Source organism: Rufibacter latericius (assembly GCF_003721515.1).
GTDB classification, from domain to species: domain Bacteria; phylum Bacteroidota; class Bacteroidia; order Cytophagales; family Hymenobacteraceae; genus Nibribacter; species Nibribacter latericius.
In genome coordinates this window covers 372229-390847 of record NZ_RJJD01000015.1, presented here as the reverse complement: position 1 = coordinate 390847, position 18619 = coordinate 372229, and the positions used below count along the sequence as shown (strand labels likewise).

Genomic DNA, 18619 nt, shown 5'->3' with positions numbered 1-18619 from the left:
ATATAAAAGACACCATTGCATAGCCGCGGCTTAGCCCGTACCTTCGTTTCCTATGAGTACACCAGACAAACGCCTGTTTCTGCTAGACGCCATGGCGCTCATTTACCGCGCCCACTTTGCCTTCAGCAAGAACCCCAGAATCAACTCCAAAGGCATGAATACCGGGGCCGCGCTGGGCTTCACGAACACCCTGGTAGACCTGCTTAACCGCGAGAAACCCACCCACATAGGGGTCTGCTATGACGCGCCCTCCAAGACATTCCGCCATGATTCCTTTGTGGAATACAAGGCCAACCGACAGGCCATGCCCGAGGACATCTCCATTGCCATTCCGTACGTGAAGAAGATTGTGGAGGCGTTCGGGATACCGGGTATGATGCTGGACGGTTTTGAGGCCGATGATATCATAGGCACGCTTTCCTGCAAAGCCGAGAAGGCCGGGTACGATGTCTTCATGATGACGCCCGATAAGGATTACTACCAGTTGGTCACCGACCACGTGTTTGTCTACAAACCGGCCTTTCTGGGCAACGCCATTGAGGTGATTGACAAACCCAAAGTGCTGGAGCGCTGGGAAATCAGCGACGTAAAGCAGGTGATTGACATCTTAGGTCTGCAGGGTGATGCCGTGGACAACATCCCGGGAATACCCGGAATCGGTGAAAAGACCGCTAAAACGCTGATTCAGCGCTTTGGCTCTGTGGAGAACCTGATCGCCAACGCGCACGAGCTCAAAGGCAAGCAGAAAGAGAACGTGGTGAACTTTGCGGAGCAGGGTCTCATGTCCAAAGAACTCGCCACCATTCACCTTGACGTGCCCATCGACTTCGATGAGGAAGGCCTGCGCTACGATGGTCCGGACATGGACAAACTGGCCGCGCTGTTTGACGAGTTGGAGTTCCGGCAACTGGCTACGCGGGTGCTGGGCACTGCTTCTCCGGCTGTTCCCAAGCCCGTGAGCAACAAACCCACCGTGGGTAAAGGCTTCAAATCAGACAAGCCGATGGGGCAGACGTCTCTGTTTGAGATGCCCGCAGGTGAAACGATGGCTACAGAAGAGGGCGCAGAAACTACTGCTCCCGGTGAAGAGTACGCGCCGCGCACCCGGAAAACCATAGATACCACACTGCACGAATACCATTTGCTCACCACCCCCGAGCAGCGGCAGCAATTGCTGAAATATCTGAAGCTTCAAAAGGAAGTTTCCTTTGACACCGAGACTACCAGCATTGACGCGATCACCGCGCGTTTGGTGGGTATCTCGTTCTGCTACATGCCCGGCGAGGCCTACTACATTCCCGTTCCGCCCAAGGATGAGGATGCCGCCCGTGAGATCGTGCAGGAGTTCAAGGAAGTACTGGAAAGCCCCGCCATCACCAAGATCGGCCAGAACATCAAGTACGACCTGGTGGTGCTGCAACGCTACGGCATTGACGTGCAGGGACCGCTTTACGACACCATGCTGGCCCACTACCTCCTGGAGCCGGACATGCGCCACAACATGGATTTGCTCGCCGAAACCTACCTGCACTACACGCCCATCGCCATAGAAACGCTGCTGGGCAAAGGCAAGAACCAGCTCACTATGGACAAATTGCCGGCGCTCCAGATCTACGAATACGCCTGCGAGGACGCCGATATCACGCTCCAACTCAAGAACTATTTTGATCCTCTTTTAGAGAAACAAGGCCTGAAACGCCTGTTCAACGATGTGGAGAACCCGCTGCTGCGCGTGCTGGGCCACATGGAGCGCGAAGGGGTGAGCATTGACGCTGAGGCGCTGGCCGAGTCCTCCATTGTGCTCCAGACTGATATCCAGGAAATTGAGCAAAAGATCTTCAACCTGGCTGGCATGGAATTCAACATAGGCTCACCGAAGCAGTTGGGCGAGGTGTTGTTTGACCGCATGGGATTAGGCGGAAACAAGATCAAGAAAACCAAAACGGGTCAATACGCCACTGGCGAAGAGATTCTTTCCAAGCTGGCCTTTGAGCACGAGATTGTGCAGTTGATCCTGGACCATCGTCAGTTGACCAAATTGAAAAGCACGTACGTAGACGCGCTGCCGCAATTGATTTGCAACGAGGATAACCGCCTGCACACGTCCTACAACCAGGCCGTGGCCGCTACCGGCCGGTTGAGCTCCACGAACCCGAACCTGCAGAACATTCCTATCAGGACGGAGAAGGGCCGCGAGATACGCAAGGCGTTTGTGCCGAGGGACGAGAACCACGTGCTGCTTTCCGCGGATTATTCGCAGATTGAACTCAGGATCATGGCGCACTTCAGCAACGATGCCACCATGAAAGAGGCTTTCCAGAAGGGGTTGGATATTCACGCGTCAACCGCCGCCAAAGTGTTCCATGTGCCCGTAGACCAGGTAGACTCAGACATGCGCCGCAAGGCCAAGACCATCAACTTCGGGATCATCTACGGTATCTCAGCCTTCGGATTAGCGGAGCGTTTGGCTATCCCGCGCAGAGAGGCCGCCGAAATCATCGAGGCGTATTTCCAGGAGTTCCCGGCAGTGAAAGAGTACATGGACAGCGCCATCAACCAGGCCCGCGACCAGGAATTTGTGGAAACTTTGCTGGGTCGCCGACGCTACCTCAGAGACATTAACTCACGTAACCAGAACATACGCGGCTACGCCGAGCGGAACGCCATCAACGCGCCAATTCAGGGTACCGCCGCCGACATCATCAAGATTGCCATGATCAACATTGACCAGTGGCTGCGGGACGAGAAACTGGCCAGCCGCATGATTCTGCAGGTACACGACGAATTGGTGTTTGATGTGCTGCAAGAAGAACTCTCGGTGGTGCAGCCTAAGATTGAGGAACTCATGAAAAACGCCTTCCCGCTGAGCGTACCCATGGAAGTTGGCTTGGGCACCGGCGAAAACTGGCTGCAGGCACACTAAGCATTTTGAGGGTGTTTTGCCTTAAACAGGCCAAAAACGGATATACCTAAAACAGAAAAGGGAGCTTACGGGCTCCCTTTTCTGTTTTTAACAAAGACTTGTATCACCGTACTTTGAACGTGATAGTTTCCTCAAATTCGTTGCCGTCCAAATTTGTACTCTTAGACGTAAGTGTCAAGGTGTTGCCGTTGAGTTCAAATTCGTAGTCGTGAATGTCATCGTCTGATTCAGCCCAGGTATAGGTGAGAGGGTAATTCCAGATGATCTTATCACCGTCTATTTCGTATTCGCCGTTTTCCTCTTCATCACCATCCAGAATCAGGGCAAATTCTCCTTTTCCATCCAACTTAAAGGCGATGTCATCTGTGCCAGCTTGTTCGTGAACGATATCCATAACGTCCTGTGGGGATTGTCCATCGAACTGAACTTCGTGCTCATCAAGTTCCCAGGTTTTTTGGGATAGTTGCGCCTCAATGGATGGCTTTGGTTCATCTTTGTCATCGTCTTTGCTGCAGGAAGTAAACACTAACGTGAAAGCGGTTAAAATGGTCAGGAGGTAAGATGTGTTTTTCATGATAAGGATAACAAGGGAAAAATGATTGAAAGACAGAATGAAGTACTTAATATTTTAGTCATCACCGGGTAGGATGAGCTACCCGGTGATGATGAAAAACTTATTGAGCGGAGAAGGTGATTTTCTCGGTTACTTTCACCCCTTGGAAGGTTTTTGTGCTGGTGATTTTAAGGGTGCTCCCGGTAAGCTGATCAATGGAGTAAGAAGCTTCCTCTTCTTGTGACAACTGCGCCATTAAAGAAAGCGGGAAATCCCAAGTGATGTTATTGTTGTCTACATCGTATGCACCGTCAAACTCAGAATCGCCGTTGCGTTCAGTAGACATTGAGTATTCTCCTTCGCCATCGAATTGGACGAAGATGTCTCCGCCGTAATCTTCTTCCATGACATCATAGTCTTCTTGGCCGGCAGCCTCTACTATATGGCTGGTAACTTTCCATTCCTCTTTAGCTAACTGGGCTTCCACATTTGGTTTCGGATCATTTTCTTCTTTGTCTTTGTCTTTGTCGCAAGAAGAGAACACGAAAGTGAAAGCTGCTAAGATGGTCAGGAGATAAGATTTGTTAAACATGATAGGGGTTAATTAAGTGAAACAAAAGTGTTAAAGGTTGTAATTGGTTTTCAAGGGTTTACAGCGGCAGTGTTATGCTTCTTCACGTTAGAGGAACATCCTGTAGGGTTTGTTCTATTTGGTGTGTGAAGTATAATCTGCGTTTGTAAATGTATAGATGGGCTTGACTCAGATTACCCCTACCATGAAAAATGAGGAATGAGCACGAACTGGCTGAAACCGTATTTACTGCGAGTGAAAGCGGCAAACCGAAGGCTGAATTGGGGTGCTATTTTTTAGGGATTAAGAAGGTTTGGGTGAGAAGAGGAGATTTTTGGAGGCAGAAAATTGCCAGAGATAATTGATTGTGAAGTAAGTAATTAGAGGAGCGGGTGACTTTGAAAGCTACAGAAGGCTTAAAAGGAGAAAATTAAACAGGAAAGGAAGCATTGGTGCGGAAGGGAAAGGGGCGAAGTGGGCTTCGAGCCTCTTTACACGAAAAGAGCCCTAAAACAGATGCGAGCGCTTATGCTCTTACGTCTGTTTTAGGGCTCTTTTTTTCAAAGTAGCACCCAAAATGAATGATCCTGATCGGGGCCCGTGAACTGGGCATTTATGCAACCCGCCCGAAGCCAGATAAGAGATCTCTGGAACTAAGAAGGTTTTACATAGTCTCCAGGGTAACGGTGCCATCAATGGAGAAACCGCTGACAGACTCAGTGAACTCTCCGTCCAGGCGGGAATTGGTTAAGGAGGTTACCGTAATTTCCAGGTCATCGTCCGGCAACCCGAATGCATCGCCAATGCCGCTGATGGTAAGCACGTTTCCGTTCAGAGACCAGGTGCCCGGAGTTTGCTGCGGATTTGAAGAATCACACTTAGTGGCTCCTTCATCTACCACCAGTACGCCGTTCGCCTTGAATTCCACAAAATTGTCTTTCTGGCAGTCTTCAAAGTCTTCATATAGGTCAAGGTTCCCAATCGGGGTGCTGGCATCCAGAGCAGTTATTTGCCAGCGTTTGTTCTGCAGCATCTCATCTTGAGATGGTGTACCATCATCATCGCTGCTGCAGGCACTGAAGAAAAGGGTACTGCAAAATAAGAGAAGAAGTAAGGGGTAGTTTTTCATAGGTTTTGTTTTTAGCTAGCTTGTATACGATTGTATTCTGTTATGGTCATGAAAACGCCCATTTCTTGGCGCTAGTATGCCGCCCAATTAGCTGGTAACGAGAAAGACCAGCTTGTAAGGCTGGTCTTTCTTGCTTGGTTTGAGGGCAACTATCTCCTGTTAAGGGAATAGCACTGCTCTAAACTGGGTTACGTCAATGGTTGGGATAGTAGCGCCATATTTTGAATTGATGGCTTCTATCATTCTATTGGCAATGATGGCATAGCCACGCTGCGTTGGGTGCACCCCGTCTAGTGAGAACAGGTTCCCAGTAATAAAGGCAGGAGAATAACCCACACCATTCAGCATAAAGCCATTCTGGATAGAATTAAAGAATGCATACGCATCAAATATTGCCAAGCCTTTGGCATTCGCTTGGGCAATGATCGCAGAGTTATAAGCAGTAGTAGCGGTGTTAATTTCGTTTTGCTCTTCTTCATCCAGCACAAAAGCGCTTGGCACTGGGTTTCTTGGGTCTAGACCGAAGGCCTTGGTGGTGTCAATCTGGAACGCGGCCAGGTAACCCTGCAATTGAGCCGTTGGGTTAATGGGGTTCTGAGAAACCGCCAGTTCACGCCAGTATCTGCCGGTAGGCTGCCCAACCAGAGGAAGGTAAGCGCTGGAAGTTAGAGTAAGCAGAATAGTTCCGCCGGACGCGTCTTTGATAGATGCTGGGGTGATGTTGATACGGGTAGCCGTATTTTTGGTAAGGGCTGTTACGCCGGTAATAGGCAACCCCGCTGCGTTTGCGGCTGCCACCGCAGAGGCCAACAATGGCTTTGCGGTTGGGCCAACAGTAGTGAAGAACGGCACTGAACGCACATCTGGAATAGTAGCGACAATTCCTTTGGCACCGTTCGCGGTCATGGCCGTGATCAACTCTGTGTAATATGTGGTAAAGGTAGCAACCGGGGTAATGGTTCCGGCAAAGCCACCGGCAGTAGCGTAACCTAACACGTCATTGTTGCCTAACCATGCACTAAAGAACGTATGCTGGTTTCCGCTTACCCGCTGCAAATACGTGGTAGGAGAATTTTCTGGCAGAATACGCTCAAAGTAAGGGTTGAACCCAATTGGGTTGTTCAAGCCGTAACCCGGAGTTTTGATGTCTGCTAACTTTATTCCAGGGACCCCAAAATTTTGAATTTTATCCAGTTCGGTGTATCTGGTCAAAAGGGCTGTTTTGCCATCAGCCCCCATACCTCTTACAGCAAGGCCTTGAGTCACAGGAACCAGAATAGGAGAACCTGTGGCCGTGAACCCACTTAATCGAAGGTAACCAGAGCCGTTTGCTTGCGCAGAAGTGAACAGAGGTTGCACGAAATCCCCGCCCCCTGCATAGCTGAACTGGTTGGCCAGGATGTTAGGGTAAGAGAATACCTGCCCTTCCAGGTAGAGTCCGTTGTCCTGGTACCCTGCGGTGAGCGAGTTTCCTACGGCTACGTATTTGGTCAGATCCAGGGAGCCTTTGCTAATGGTAACGTCATCCTCAAACTCAGGATCGCAACCGGTGAAAAGGAAAGCGCTGGAAAGAAGGGCTGCAGCCCCCCATTTATTGAAAATGTTCTTCATGTTGCCTTAAAATTAAAACTTGTAATTAATGCCTACGCCAGGGATGTAAGCCACTGATTTGAACGTGCCGGCTACCCCGCCAGATTTGCTGGCGTCATCGGTGCGCTCTTTCTTGTTGATGTACAGGAAGGAGGCATCCAAGTCAATTTTGTCGCTGAGGGCCAGGGTTAAGCCGCCAGATACTCCTCTGGAGTCTGCGTCTGGGGTTTCTGGGGTAAGGTACCCTTCCTGTACCGGAGAGTTGTCATAATAACCGCCCGCCCGAATGGTAAGGATCTCGGAAAGTTTGTATTGGGCACCAATGCGGTAAATGAACGCATCATCGTAGTTGCGCGGGCTTTCAGAGAAGGTTTCGCCCCTGATGCCGGCATTGTAGTCGAAACGCAGGGATTTGTAAGCGCTCCATTGCACGTGCTGCACATCTACCGCTAGGGTAAGCGCCTCGGTTGGCTTGAAGCCAATACCCATTGTAATGTTGGCGGGCATCGGAAGCTTGGCGTCAAACTGCGTGGCCTGAAACTGGCTTGCAATAACCGGTGAAGAAGGAAGCGCAAAGGTCACATCGCCTTCTTTCACTTCCATTTCTACCTTAGACCGATAGGTAAGACCCAGAGACAGCTTTTCAGTAGGTTGGAAGTAAACGCCCAGGTTGTAACCAATGCCGCTGGCGCCTCCGTCCAGTTCTACCCGGCCCTCGTTGTAGGCGGCATCCTGCAACGGAATGCTTCTCTGTAGGTTCACGCTTCCGGTCGCATAAACGAAACCGGCCCCAAAGCCCAATTTGTCTGAAACGCGATAGCTAACGGTGGGTTGGATGAAAATAGCCTGCAAGGTCAGTTCATTCAGGCCGAAGCGGCCCTGCCATGTATTTCCCCAGTTCACAGAAGAACCATAGGGCGTGTAGACCCCGATCCCGAAACGAAGCGGGCTTTCTTCTTTCCCGAAGGACGCATACACCTGGAACGGGGTGCTGATGGGATTATCTGTAGTAGACTCTGCAAAGCCAGGGGAGAGCTCGCGGTAAGCAATTTTCGCATTTAACGCACTTACCCCCAGTTGAATACCGTTCTGGCGTAAATGGGCCAGGGCACCGGGGTTAAAGAAAATACTACTCTGGTCTAACGCCAGACCTGTACCCACGTGCCCCATGCCAATCTGCTTTTGCCCCTGGAGGTTGGCCTGGAACCCCCCTGCGTTGGCGACGCCCGCCGAGAGCACAGCACTGCCCAATAAGGCTAAAAATTTACTTTTCATGCGTTTGCTAGTTAAATATAAGTGTTTTGGAATATTACAGATTTGTTAACCAAATATAGAAAAATTGGACAGATATTCAGATAGTGTTATGCATATCGCCCTATTTTTTATAATTATTTATTTTATTCTGGTGCTTACGCCTTATACTGAATAGTCCAATCGTACTTACGCGGGCTAACGCATTGGTTAGGAGCCACAAAGGTGACACGGAGGCACTCTGAGGAGCCTTCTGCCCGAAATTCAGTTCAAGTAAAAAATAGTGTTATATGTATCCTGCCGCTTTCTTCCTGAGATGAATCCTTTCTTACCCGCAAAGAGGAGGCGGCAGGTCTAGGTGCCCGAGAAAAAAATCACATAGAAGTCATCTCTTTTTTACCAGATGCGTTTAGCCATGACTGGTTAAGCGATTGAGAAGTATGTATGATGTATTGATTGTGGGCGGCGGTCCGGCCGGCCTGAGTGCCGCCATGTTACTAGGCCGATGCATGCGCAAGGTGGCGCTGTTTGATTCCGGGGTGTACCGGAACTCCTATTCCCATGCCATGAACGGTTTCATTTCCCGCGACGGAACCCCTCCGGCCGAGTTCCTGCGCCTGGGCCGCGAAGACCTGGCCAAGTATGAGGTAGACTTAAAGCAGAAACGTGTGGTGCGCGTCACTAAGGAGGGAGAATTGTTTAAAGTGGAGGACGAGGACAACCAGGTGTATCTTTCCAGAAAGATGCTGTTGGCTACGGGCCTGTGCGACAGATGGCCAAAAATACCCGGTGCCGAGCCCTTCTACGGCTCCAGCATCCACCACTGTCCTTACTGTGACGGGTATGAATCCAAGAACAAGCCGCTGGCCGCCTACGGCAAAAACCGCGATGCCATTGGCCTCTCGCTGTCGCTGAAAACATGGAGCAGTGACGTGATGCTGTTCACCGACGGAACCAGCCGCCTCACCCGTGAGGACCGCGAACTCCTGGCCCGAAACAAAGTGCAGATCAACACAGCCGCTATTGAGCGTTTAGAAGGCGAAGACGGACACCTGCAACGCATCGTGCTCAAGAACGGACAGGTTGAAAACCGCGAAGCCATGTTTTTCGCCACGGGCTCAGACCAGCACTCAGACCTTGCCCGCCAATTACAGTGCGATTTCACCAGCAAAGGGGTGGTAAGAACCTACAAGCACCAGCAAACCAACGTTCCGGGCCTCTACGTAGCCGGTGACGCCGCCCGTGACATGCAACTCGTGATTGTGGCCGCCGCAGAAGGCACCAAGGCCGCCGTAGCCATCAATATGGAATTGCAGAAAGAGTTTAGGCTGTAGCATCAGGCCTGTAGGTGCCAAAGGCACGCTTTGCGGCTGTTTTCCGGAAAACACCCGCAAAGCGTGCCTTTTTGTTTAGGTAGATTTTTAAGTGTCATGATATTAGATGCAAGGAACGATATGAATAGCCAAGCGCTTTTTGTAACTTAAGTATGTTCAAGGCAGAATCGGCAAAGGTGATTTTTCAGAAAGGCTGAGTAGGCAAGAGTTGCCTTTGGGAGCTAGACGTGTGGTGCCTCCCCGGCACTCTGTGATTCTTGGTGTAAGTAAATCTTGCTTGCCATGCGAACTCTTTACCTTTTCCTAATTTCATGCGCCCTCTCCTTCAGTTCATGGGCGCAAACGAACCTCACGCTACCTCGCTGGACAGATTACTACGAATGGCATGGAAGCCCACAAACAGGCTATTGGATACAAACTTTTAGTTATTCTCATGTGTACAACGCGCGCGGGCAGGAAACCGAACGCGTACTTTTTCAAGGTGATTTAAAATTACACAAGACTCTCCACACCTATGGTGATTTTGGGTTATTGGAAACGTTGGAGCAATTCCCTGGTTCTGGCGGCTGGGAGGATGGCTCCAAGTCTACGTATGCGTATGATGCGCAGGGAAGGCTGACCAGCATAACTCAACAGGGAAAGGGCCCTGACCGCTCCTCTTTTGTTAATACCTCCAGGACTAGTTATCAGCATAGCGAAAATGACCTAAACCCCTATATGGTTCTTCGGCAGGAGTGGGATGAATATACCAAGAACTGGCTGGATGTGGAAAGAGACATCAATCTGGTCTGGTCTACAGATCAAAACAATCCCTTCAAGTTGCTCAGCTATGAAATTCAAACAGCACCCGGACCTTGGGATTATGGCTGGGGAAATAAAGAAAAACACAGCAACTCCTATGACCCCGCCACCAAAACATTATTCTCTACCATTGAGCTGCCGTCTGGCGATAGTTGGGTGCCTAGTTCCCGGACCCTTACCATATTTGATGCTCAAATGAACCCCATCCGGATGCAGGCTCGGGAATGGGTTAGCAATGTTTGGGAATTCAGGGTAGAGATGCAGTATGCCCTCACGTTCAATGCTGAATATGCCCTAACGGAGAAAACCACCACAGTAAGAAGAACCAATAGCGGAGAACTGGAGAACGCTTACAAGGAGGTGTACTCAGACTTTCAGACGTTTAGTGTCACTGGAGCCGCGGAGCAACTGCCGGAGTCTTCGCTGTCAATCTTTCCAAATCCCACCTCAGGGGACCTGAAGATCACGTTAACAGATGCTGGCTTTCAGAAAGCCCAAGTGCTGGTCCTGGACCTGCAAGGGAGGAAAGTGTATGATGCCACCACCACTTCAGCCTCCATCAATAGTGGAAAACAGATGATTCCCTTACACCATCTGAGTGCAGGCATGTATATCCTGCGCATCATCACAGACAACCACAAAGAGATTTCCCGCAGGGTGGTTAAGAACTAAAGTAACTGAATCTTAGAAGGGGAAATTATCCAGGCAGTAGTACCAAGCGTCCTGATTCGGGGCCGTTTTTAAGAAAACGGCCCCGAATCAGGACGCTTTTCTATGGGAGGAACCTAAACAAACGAAGCCATGAAAGGAACCAGCAAAGAAGGGTTCTGCCGATGCCGTTAGCCAAGGAATGTAAAAAAAGTTTTCAGGCCATAGGGGTAAAGCGGAAAAGGGTTGTCAAATCATAACAGTTTGACCGATAGGGTCTTTGCAAAAGCAGGGGGAAGAAGGGCAAGGAAAGCAGGCTTAAGGGAAAGAACCAGTAGCAGGTCAGAGGCATCAAACCCGGGTTGTACCTTATTCATTGTGAAATAACTAAACCAAAAGCCCCATGAAAACTCTTTACCTTATAGTGTTGCTATGCGCCCTTTGCGCAAGTGCTTTTGCACAAACCACCCTCACCTTGCCCCGCAAAACCCAGGTTTACTACTGGGATGGAGAAGCATCGCCGCCGGCTTGGGTAGCGGCGTTTACGTACACCAACACCTACAACACCCGAGGCCAGGAAACGGAGAGCATACAAGCCACCGACGCGATTAACATGTCTCGGGCCTTGAACACCTATGAGAACTTCATCCTGAAGGAGAGCGAAAACCAAAGCTGGGACATGCTCACCAGCACTTGGAAAACCGATTCCAAGTCTACCTACACGTATGATGCCCAAGGGCGCCAGTCTACCATTACCATGCAGAGCAGCACCAGCACAACCCCGCTCGTCAACTCAGATAAATACATTTATACCTATACCGGAAATGAAACCAGGCCCACTACCATTGTGTACCAGGAGTGGGATGCAACCACCAATACCTGGAAAGACGATGAGCGGGACACCAACTTCATGTGGACCTCAGAGGCAACCAACCCTGCCGGGTACATCATGTACGAAACCCAAACCTACGATGCCGCCACCAATACCTGGACTAACAGTGAAAGAAACAACAGCTCCTATAATTCTACCACTCGTACCCTAACCCTTACCACCGAAGACGCTTCTGGGACAACCTGGGTGAACAGAGAGCGGGAAATCATCACCTATGATGACAAGATGAACCTGACGGGCCTTTTGACCCAGGAGTGGGAGAACAATGCCTGGGCCTTTGAAACCGAATCTCAGTACGTGCTCACCTACAACAGCAGCAATGTCTTGACTGAGCGGATCATCAAAATCAGGGAGACCGAGGACGAAGAGCTGGAAAATGCCATCAGAGAAGTAATGAGCGACTTCCAGACTTTTGTGATCACTGGGTCTGCTGAGCAGCTGCCTGAATCTTCTCTGGCGGTATTCCCTAACCCTACCACCAATAACCTGAAAGTGGCCCTGAACAGCGTAGAGTTTAAAGATGCGCAGGTAGAACTGTTTAACCTGCAAGGCAAGAAAGTGTATGGGGCCGCTATTCCGCAGCGGTCTTTGACCAGCGGCGCGCACGTGATTCCTACAGAGCATCTTTCCAGGGGCATGTATATCCTGCACATCAAAACCGACAACAACAAGGAGATCTCCCGCCGGGTAGTGAAGAACTAAGAAGCCCAGCTCTCAACCAAAGAGCCCGGAACCTCTGCACAGGTTCCGGGCTCTTTGGTTTTGGTTATAGCCTCCCAGCAGCTCCTATGTTTTGCTGGAGGTTTTGCGTTTTTGCTGCGAAAGCTTCCGGAAGTAGCGGTCAGTGAGGCAGTACTCATGGCCTTCCACCAACAGGTGCATGGTGAGGTTCTCAATGGCAATAGGGTCTCCTTCGTCCACCTCCTCCAGGTTAGAGTAGCGCACATGGGAGCCGTCCATGATGGTGACTACCCCGGCCCCGAACACTTCAATGTGGTTCCCGCCCCTGATGATGATGCCGGTTTCCTCGCCCAGGCCAACGCCAACAAACTCGGGTCGTTTGGTGACGGCATGCGCCAGACGCCCAAAACGGCCTCGTTCGGTGAAGTGGGTGTCAATGAAAACGTTCTGGATGAATGACAAACCGGTGGTGGTTTTTACCTCGCCTTTCTGCAGCGAGTGGTAGCCGTAGCCTTCGTAGATCATTCGGTCAGACATGGCGGCCGCCCCGGCACTGGTACCCGCAATGGTGATTTCCTCTTCCTTGTAGCGGCGCTGCATAAGCTGGTGCAGTTGCGTGCCGGCCAGAAATTCTTTCAGCCGCAACTGATTTCCGCCGGTAAAAAAGATGACTTCGGCCCTGCCGATGCGCGAAAGATACTCCGGCTTGTCTGCTTCGTTGTCTTCGTCTATGTGCATGAACTTAACGCTGCTGCAGCCCAGTTCTTCAAACGCCTCTTTGTAGGCCTGGCCAGACTCCATAGGCTCCAGGGTGGCCGTGGTGATCACCTCAATGTGCGAGTCAATGCTGCAAAGCTCAGAACGAACCAGGCTGATCAGGCCATCGTCATCGCCGCCGCCTAGGGCTATCAGGGTTCCTTTGGGTATCTGCATAAGTTGGAGTATGAAAAGTTAGAGAACTGGGCAAAACCAGTAGAATAATCAACGGATAGCCCTGCACAAGGATGTCAAAATAACGCAGAAATGGAAAGGAATCAAGCGTATCTGCCAAATTGGATTAATCTGGCGGCGGTTTTAGGGTTGTTTTCAGAAAATCGGCTTCCAACGATGTAGCCCCCGCATACGTACCTGCTAGGGATATGAAGATAGAGCAATTTGAAGACAAAGGCCTCGCCCATTTCTCATACATCGTGATGGATGATTTTGAGATTGCGGTGATTGACCCGGCACGCGATCCCCGGCCTTACGAAGAGTACGCCATGATCCATGATGCCAAAATCAAGGCCATCATTGAAACTCACCCCCACGCCGATTTTGTAAGTAGCCACCTGGAACTATCTGATACCCGCCAGGCCCATGTCTACACAAGTAAATACGCCAAGGCAAAATACCCGCATCATACTTTTGACGAAGGGCAAGACCTGAGAGTAGGCAACGTAACTCTGAAGGCCCTTAACACCCCAGGCCACTCCCCAGACAGTATCTCGGTTCTGCTGTTAGACGAGAACGGCAAAGACCACGCCGTCTTTACCGGCGACACCCTCTTCATCGGAGACGTGGGGCGGCCAGACCTGCGTGAGAACGTCGGAAACGAAACCGCCGCCCGCGAGGAACTGGCCCGCCAACTATACCGCTCCACCCGCGAGAAATTGATGCAACTCCCTGTTCATGTGCTGGTGTACCCGGCCCACGGCGCCGGAAGTCTCTGCGGCAAGTCCCTGAGCGATGCCAAGTCCAGCACCATTGGCGAGGAAAAACGCACGAACCCCGCTCTCCAGCCAATGACCGAAGACGAGTTTGTGGCGTACATCACCACTGACCAGCCGTTCATCCCGAGGTACTTCGGATACGATGTGCACCTGAATCTGAAAGGAGCTCCCAAGTTTCTGACCTCGGTGAAACAGGTGCCCATCCTGGAACCTACCCATAAACTGGACCAGGGCTGCCTGATTGTTGACACCCGCCCGCAAACCCAATTCAAGCAGGGGCATGTGCCTTACGCTATCAACCTGCAGGACGGACCCAAATTTGAGACGTGGCTGGGATCGGTGATAAACCCAGACGAGAGGTTCTACCTGATTGGGGAAGACGAGGAGAAACTGCGCGAGCTCATTGGCCGTGCCGCCAGCATCGGCTACGAATCGTTGATAGAGGGAGCGTTGCCCGTTGCCCCCATCGGAACCCAGCAAACCCCACAGCTAGACTTAGCCGCCTTTAAGGCTAACCCAGGTGCCTACACTATCGTGGATGTCCGGAACCAGAGCGAAACCCAGGAAAAACCAATCTTCCCCAGTGCCCTGCAAATTCCTTTACCTGACCTACGCGAGCGGCTGGACGAAATCCCCGCTGACAAGCCCATTGTGGTTCACTGCGCCAGCGGCTACCGGTCTGCCCTCGCGGCCAGCATCATCGCCCAGGTTGTGGAAGATGTTCCCATCTATGACTTAGGCGAATCTATCAAAGACTTCACCGAAGAAGAATAAAGCAGAAGCTTGCCTGTGATTGCTTGTCTGTAAGACGTGTTTTGGGGCAGGTTTTAAGAAAATGGTCTTCAAACGCGAGTTCTCTGTTTTTAGGTGAAAGCAATAGACGCCCTTGTATGCCCGTTGGCAGAATGGAAAACCTATGATAATAGGAGGTTGAATACCGTCCATTTTGGTGAAAAAGGCACTAAAACAGAAAAACGTTGGAGCTTCCCCCTAAAAACCTATAACTTCGGGTAAGGGACTGATAAAAAACGTTGGCCCTTCGCCCTCGGGTTTTCCCATGCTTCTTTTTACTTTGAAAGGACAAAGTGCCTTTGCCGGCCGTGTCATAGATTGCCTATGTTTTCTTTTTTCCGCTTTTCTTCCCTTTGCATTGTTATATTCTTAATTGGGTTCAATGCCCAGGCCCAGATCCTGAACGTAGAGAAAGCCCGGGTAGAAAAAGACTCCTCTAATTACTTTACCGGTAAGTTGGGCGTAAACCTGAATTTGTTCAACCGAGCCGTTGGCAAAGAAGGCGCCACTGACCATTTCCTGGGATTGACCGGAAACGGCAACATCGGGTACGTATCTGAACGCAATACTTACCTGGTGCTGGCGTCCTATAACTATGTGCGTCTGAAAGGCGAAACCCAGGTAGAAACCGGCTACGTGCATGGACGCGTGAACTTCAACCGGAAAGACCGTTTGTCTTATGAAACCTGGGCGCAGGCTCAGTATGACTACAACCGCGGTCTGGAACTAAGAACCCTGGCCGGGGCGGGCATTCGGTTCGCGGTAGTGCAGAAGGAAAACATCCGGTTTAACCTTGGCACCGGCGTCATGTATGAGTACGAGCGCTGGCATAATCTGGAGGAAGAACGCTATATCAACAAGTACATACCCAAGCTATCTAACTACGCCAGCATCCGGTTGCCCTTGAATCCCTTTCTGGAGCTGAGTACCATCCACTACTACCAAGTGGGCTACGACCGACCCGCCGGTATGGCCCGGCACCGTTTCAGCGGAGACGTGTCCATTGTCATGAAAATCAACAACCGTTTCCAGCTGACCACCAACTTCTCCCACACTTACGAGAACCGCCCCATCGTCCCCATCCCCAATTACCTCTACAGCCTCACCAACGGCATCCAGCTTAGTTTCTAAGACGGATTTAAGCACCTGTTCAACCATCTGAAAGGGGATTCATCTCCGCGCAGCGAATAAAGGCATTGCAACTCCTCTCTAAGAACCACTAAACCTGCGTCAGGTCGGAACGAAGGCCTACCAAGAGGCCGAGGCACGGCCTGAGACACGCAAGAATAGTTCAAGTGGCAGTGGCTCAAGTGAGCTATGAAACAGAGGACGGCAGCGTGGTGGTACCATTTATGAAGAAAAGACTGTCTGAGCTTCAGCGAGTTTCTTTTCTTCTTGATTCTTTTGGTTACTTTTCTCATCAAGGAGAAAAGTGACAAACGCGGGCAGAGCGCGACTGCAACTATGAAGCTTGGTAGGTAGGCAATGAAAGGTAAAGCCCTATAAAGTGATTTTGAGGCTGTCGCCTCACTGAAGTTGCAAACTTCAGTTCATGGTAGGTTCAAGTTGAAAACTTGAACCATGGTTTCCGGGACATGAATCATCCCCCTACCCCCTTCAAAGGGGGACATGCATTTAGGAAGCTACAAGCCGAAAAGAAGGCAATCACGGTTGTTGGTGAGAACACCAAGAACGGCGGGAAAAACCTATTGAAGCCCTCAGCCATTTTACCACTGTTTTTTAAAAAGAACTCCCTAAAACAAATCACTCCGCTGCCCCTCCAAACCGACGATTCGCCTTCTTCTGCCCTTGCTTTTGTTTGGACAACAAACGTTTTTGAACTGCCGCTTTGGAGGGACGGGTCTTCTTGCGGGGTTTGGGGCGGTGCAAGGCTTGTTCCAGCACCTCGTACAATTTCTGCACCACCAGTTCTTTGTTGGCCAGTTGGCTACGGTCTTCTTGGCTGGCCAGGTGCAGAAATCCTTCTTTGTTCAGGCGAGGGGCAAGTTTCTCCAGCAATAAGTCTTTCTGTTCCTGCGTGAGCAAAGCGGAGTTCTCAATGGAAAACCACACTTCTACTCTGCTGGCTACTTTGTTGACGTTCTGCCCGCCGGGGCCACTGCTGCGCGAGGTCTGAAACGTGAGTTCTGAGGTTAAATCCGGAAGCATAGGAACAGTACGTAAGAAGCGGAAGACCGATGTCTGTCCGGCTCGGTAAGGTACGGGAAAGTAGGTATGGTGCGGAGATGAGGTGCTAAATGAAGACTACGTATTTCCATGAGGGCTTATGCAAACACAAACTTTCCTCTTAAAAGCAGCTAGTTGATAGGGCCCAATCAGAAGCTAAGACAATCCCTACTCAAAAGAAGAAGAACCTGATTCCCCAGGTTGGCCAACGTCCCTTTTACAACCGAAGAAAGACTGTTCATTTCTGGACATAAATAGTTCGCGGGTGGACAGTGAGGAGAACGTGAATTTTATGTAAAGCATTGATAATCACTACAATTGCAACTTGGCATGGCTTTGGAAAAGAAAGTAATCAGAGCGGACAACCAAAGACGCAGCAAATGCATCTTTAAGTTGTAAGGGAACAGGAAGAACGACAGAAAAGAAGAGACACCGGTTCCAGCTTCGCACGGGAAGCAACTCCCACCAAAAATGATTGTCTATCTAATAACCTTAAAAAACTAAAGTCATGAAACTCATTATCTTATTATTCGCCATGTGTATCGGTTCTGGTTTGGCCTTGCAAGACGCGTTGAGCGGCCTTAACTACAAACAGGAAGTGATTTACATCAACCAAGCCGGTAAACCGATGCCAGGCCCAACCGCGGCCGATGCCAGCACTCCGGTAGATGCCTCCACCGTGGCTTATTGCCCCTCTGGCAAAGTAACCTTCGGGGCTTAAGAGAACCTGCTCTAGCAAAGCTGCTTTAGGCCTGTTTTTCCAATTGTAGGCTAAAAACAGCAGATTGTCTATCGGCCTAAAACCAGGAAGAAGATTCTTTCTTCTTTTTCTTCTTCTTGTCTGAAGGGCTGAAAATCCCCTTGATGATTTGCCCCGGGGTGGGTGGTTTTTCCTTGATCAGGACGTACCTGATGGAGAAAGCGCCCCCAAAGTTAAACCATTCCTCGTGCCGCAGGTGAATGGCCGGTTTTAGATCGGCGGACAGCAGGAACGGAAGGCCGTTTACTTTGTACTCCAGGCCCACAATGGCATCTACCCCGTAAATGGCCCCGTAGTCTTTGAGCCTTCCGCCGTGCACGCCACCGCCCATGTAATAGTTGAAGCGCTGCCCCAGCACCGGAAAGTGCTGCTCGGCCAGAATGGTGGCCGTGATCTCTCGGGGAGAAGCGGTGAGAAGTCCTTCCAGGGTGGTTTTTTCCAGAATCTTTTGCTGAACGGTTAACCCGAACTCATCGCTGCCAATTCTTAGGCCGGCGGCGGTTTTGTAACGTTGGGCCAGGGCAGGGAAACAGCTCAGGAAAATCAGGCAGAGCCCCAGCAGAATTACTTTTTTCATGCGGTAAAGTACGGAAGAGAAAACCAAACAGCTGCCCAAAAGTCAGCGAACACTCTCCAGCAGAACGGCCTTTAGGCGGGTTTTCTTTTACCAGGCAGGTGTTGCAAGTAGATTCATTCGTCTCCTTTGCAGCCATTCGCCTGTAAACCAGGTCCTTTCTAAGTAAAGGATATTTTTTTAACTCCTTCTACGAAAAATTTCGTGATTCTATTTTCTTTTTA

15 protein-coding genes are annotated in these 18619 nt (G+C 50.5%); 7 read left to right on the top strand and 8 right to left on the bottom strand.

Annotation, left to right across the window (positions count from 1 at the left end):
- Positions 1 to 52 precede the first annotated feature (52 nt).
- A complete protein-coding gene (polA, locus tag EFB08_RS19110) occupies positions 53 to 2923 on the top strand; it encodes a DNA polymerase I (RefSeq protein WP_123128561.1) in 2871 nt (956 codons plus the stop codon).
- Between the two features lie 103 nt (positions 2924 to 3026).
- Here polA and EFB08_RS19105 read toward each other — a convergent pair whose 3' ends face one another.
- From EFB08_RS19105 to EFB08_RS19085, 5 genes are all read right to left on the bottom strand, one after another.
- Positions 3027 to 3497 (bottom strand): DUF5640 domain-containing protein, encoded by a 471-nt coding sequence (locus EFB08_RS19105; protein WP_123128560.1) that lies wholly within the window; start codon positions 3495 to 3497, stop codon positions 3027 to 3029.
- Between the two features lie 100 nt (positions 3498 to 3597).
- Complete coding sequence (locus EFB08_RS19100; RefSeq protein ID WP_123128559.1) at positions 3598 to 4068, bottom strand: hypothetical protein; 471 nt, start codon at positions 4066 to 4068, stop codon at positions 3598 to 3600.
- Positions 4069 to 4711: 643 nt separating this feature from the next.
- On the bottom strand, positions 4712 to 5176 hold the full coding sequence (locus EFB08_RS19095; protein WP_123128558.1) for a lipocalin-like domain-containing protein: 465 nt from the start codon (positions 5174 to 5176) through the stop codon (positions 4712 to 4714).
- Positions 5177 to 5335: 159 nt separating this feature from the next.
- Positions 5336 to 6787, bottom strand: a complete 1452-nt coding sequence (locus tag EFB08_RS19090; protein WP_123128557.1) for an SGNH/GDSL hydrolase family protein — start codon at positions 6785 to 6787, stop codon at positions 5336 to 5338.
- 12 nt (positions 6788 to 6799) lie between these two features.
- Positions 6800 to 8041 carry an OmpP1/FadL family transporter gene (locus tag EFB08_RS19085; protein WP_123128556.1) on the bottom strand — a complete coding sequence of 414 codons (1242 nt, stop codon included), beginning with the start codon at positions 8039 to 8041 and terminating at the stop codon, positions 6800 to 6802.
- 416 nt (positions 8042 to 8457) lie between these two features.
- Between EFB08_RS19085 and EFB08_RS19080 the strand changes: the two genes are divergently transcribed.
- The 3 genes from EFB08_RS19080 (at position 8458) to EFB08_RS19070 (ending at position 12394) form a co-directional block, all read left to right on the top strand.
- Positions 8458 to 9351, top strand: coding sequence for an NAD(P)/FAD-dependent oxidoreductase (locus EFB08_RS19080; RefSeq protein WP_227006413.1), 894 nt, complete (start codon positions 8458 to 8460; stop codon positions 9349 to 9351).
- Positions 9352 to 10068: 717 nt separating this feature from the next.
- On the top strand, positions 10069 to 10824 hold the full coding sequence (locus EFB08_RS23605; protein WP_165864967.1) for a T9SS type A sorting domain-containing protein: 756 nt from the start codon (positions 10069 to 10071) through the stop codon (positions 10822 to 10824).
- Positions 10825 to 11203: 379 nt separating this feature from the next.
- Positions 11204 to 12394, top strand: coding sequence for a T9SS type A sorting domain-containing protein (locus EFB08_RS19070; RefSeq protein ID WP_123128553.1), 1191 nt, complete (start codon positions 11204 to 11206; stop codon positions 12392 to 12394).
- An 84-nt stretch (positions 12395 to 12478) separates the two neighbouring features.
- Here the strand turns inward: EFB08_RS19070 and EFB08_RS19065 are convergent, their stop codons facing one another.
- Complete coding sequence (locus EFB08_RS19065) at positions 12479 to 13306, bottom strand: cyanophycinase (protein ID WP_123128552.1); 828 nt, start codon at positions 13304 to 13306, stop codon at positions 12479 to 12481.
- Positions 13307 to 13512: 206 nt separating this feature from the next.
- On the opposite strand from EFB08_RS19065, the gene EFB08_RS19060 reads away from it, so the two are divergent.
- On the top strand, positions 13513 to 14856 hold the full coding sequence (locus tag EFB08_RS19060) for an MBL fold metallo-hydrolase (RefSeq protein ID WP_123128551.1): 1344 nt from the start codon (positions 13513 to 13515) through the stop codon (positions 14854 to 14856).
- A gap of 342 nt (positions 14857 to 15198) precedes the next feature.
- The gene (locus tag EFB08_RS19055; RefSeq protein ID WP_123128550.1) at positions 15199 to 16005 is read left to right on the top strand and encodes a DUF481 domain-containing protein; all 807 of its coding nucleotides are present in this window, start codon (positions 15199 to 15201) and stop codon (positions 16003 to 16005) included.
- A gap of 633 nt (positions 16006 to 16638) precedes the next feature.
- Here the strand turns inward: EFB08_RS19055 and arfB are convergent.
- Positions 16639 to 17043 carry an alternative ribosome rescue aminoacyl-tRNA hydrolase ArfB gene (gene arfB / locus EFB08_RS19050; protein ID WP_123128549.1) on the bottom strand — a complete coding sequence of 135 codons (405 nt, stop codon included), beginning with the start codon at positions 17041 to 17043 and terminating at the stop codon, positions 16639 to 16641.
- Positions 17044 to 17569: 526 nt separating this feature from the next.
- On the opposite strand from arfB, the gene EFB08_RS19045 reads away from it, so the two are divergent.
- The gene (locus tag EFB08_RS19045) at positions 17570 to 17782 is read left to right on the top strand and encodes a hypothetical protein (RefSeq protein ID WP_123128548.1); all 213 of its coding nucleotides are present in this window, start codon (positions 17570 to 17572) and stop codon (positions 17780 to 17782) included.
- A gap of 76 nt (positions 17783 to 17858) precedes the next feature.
- Here EFB08_RS19045 and EFB08_RS19040 read toward each other — a convergent pair whose 3' ends face one another.
- On the bottom strand, positions 17859 to 18398 hold the full coding sequence (locus EFB08_RS19040; RefSeq protein ID WP_125077807.1) for a hypothetical protein: 540 nt from the start codon (positions 18396 to 18398) through the stop codon (positions 17859 to 17861).
- Positions 18399 to 18619 lie beyond the last annotated feature (221 nt).

Bases quoted from the DNA above. Each gene is read 5' to 3' on its own strand.
- polA (WP_123128561.1), top strand. From the start codon at position 53: ATGAGTACACCAGACAAACGCCTGTTTCTGCTAGACGCCATGGCGCTC.
- EFB08_RS19105 (WP_123128560.1), bottom strand. From the start codon at position 3,497: ATGAAAAACACATCTTACCTCCTGACCATTTTAACCGCTTTCACGTTA.
- EFB08_RS19100 (WP_123128559.1), bottom strand. From the start codon at position 4,068: ATGTTTAACAAATCTTATCTCCTGACCATCTTAGCAGCTTTCACTTTC.
- EFB08_RS19095 (WP_123128558.1), bottom strand. From the start codon at position 5,176: ATGAAAAACTACCCCTTACTTCTTCTCTTATTTTGCAGTACCCTTTTC.
- EFB08_RS19090 (WP_123128557.1), bottom strand. From the start codon at position 6,787: ATGAAGAACATTTTCAATAAATGGGGGGCTGCAGCCCTTCTTTCCAGC.
- EFB08_RS19085 (WP_123128556.1), bottom strand. From the start codon at position 8,041: ATGAAAAGTAAATTTTTAGCCTTATTGGGCAGTGCTGTGCTCTCGGCG.
- EFB08_RS19080 (WP_227006413.1), top strand. From the start codon at position 8,458: ATGTATGATGTATTGATTGTGGGCGGCGGTCCGGCCGGCCTGAGTGCC.
- EFB08_RS23605 (WP_165864967.1), top strand. From the start codon at position 10,069: ATGGTTCTTCGGCAGGAGTGGGATGAATATACCAAGAACTGGCTGGAT.
- EFB08_RS19070 (WP_123128553.1), top strand. From the start codon at position 11,204: ATGAAAACTCTTTACCTTATAGTGTTGCTATGCGCCCTTTGCGCAAGT.
- EFB08_RS19065 (WP_123128552.1), bottom strand. From the start codon at position 13,306: ATGCAGATACCCAAAGGAACCCTGATAGCCCTAGGCGGCGGCGATGAC.
- EFB08_RS19060 (WP_123128551.1), top strand. From the start codon at position 13,513: ATGAAGATAGAGCAATTTGAAGACAAAGGCCTCGCCCATTTCTCATAC.
- EFB08_RS19055 (WP_123128550.1), top strand. From the start codon at position 15,199: ATGTTTTCTTTTTTCCGCTTTTCTTCCCTTTGCATTGTTATATTCTTA.
- arfB (WP_123128549.1), bottom strand. From the start codon at position 17,043: ATGCTTCCGGATTTAACCTCAGAACTCACGTTTCAGACCTCGCGCAGC.
- EFB08_RS19045 (WP_123128548.1), top strand. From the start codon at position 17,570: ATGAAACTCATTATCTTATTATTCGCCATGTGTATCGGTTCTGGTTTG.
- EFB08_RS19040 (WP_125077807.1), bottom strand. From the start codon at position 18,398: ATGAAAAAAGTAATTCTGCTGGGGCTCTGCCTGATTTTCCTGAGCTGT.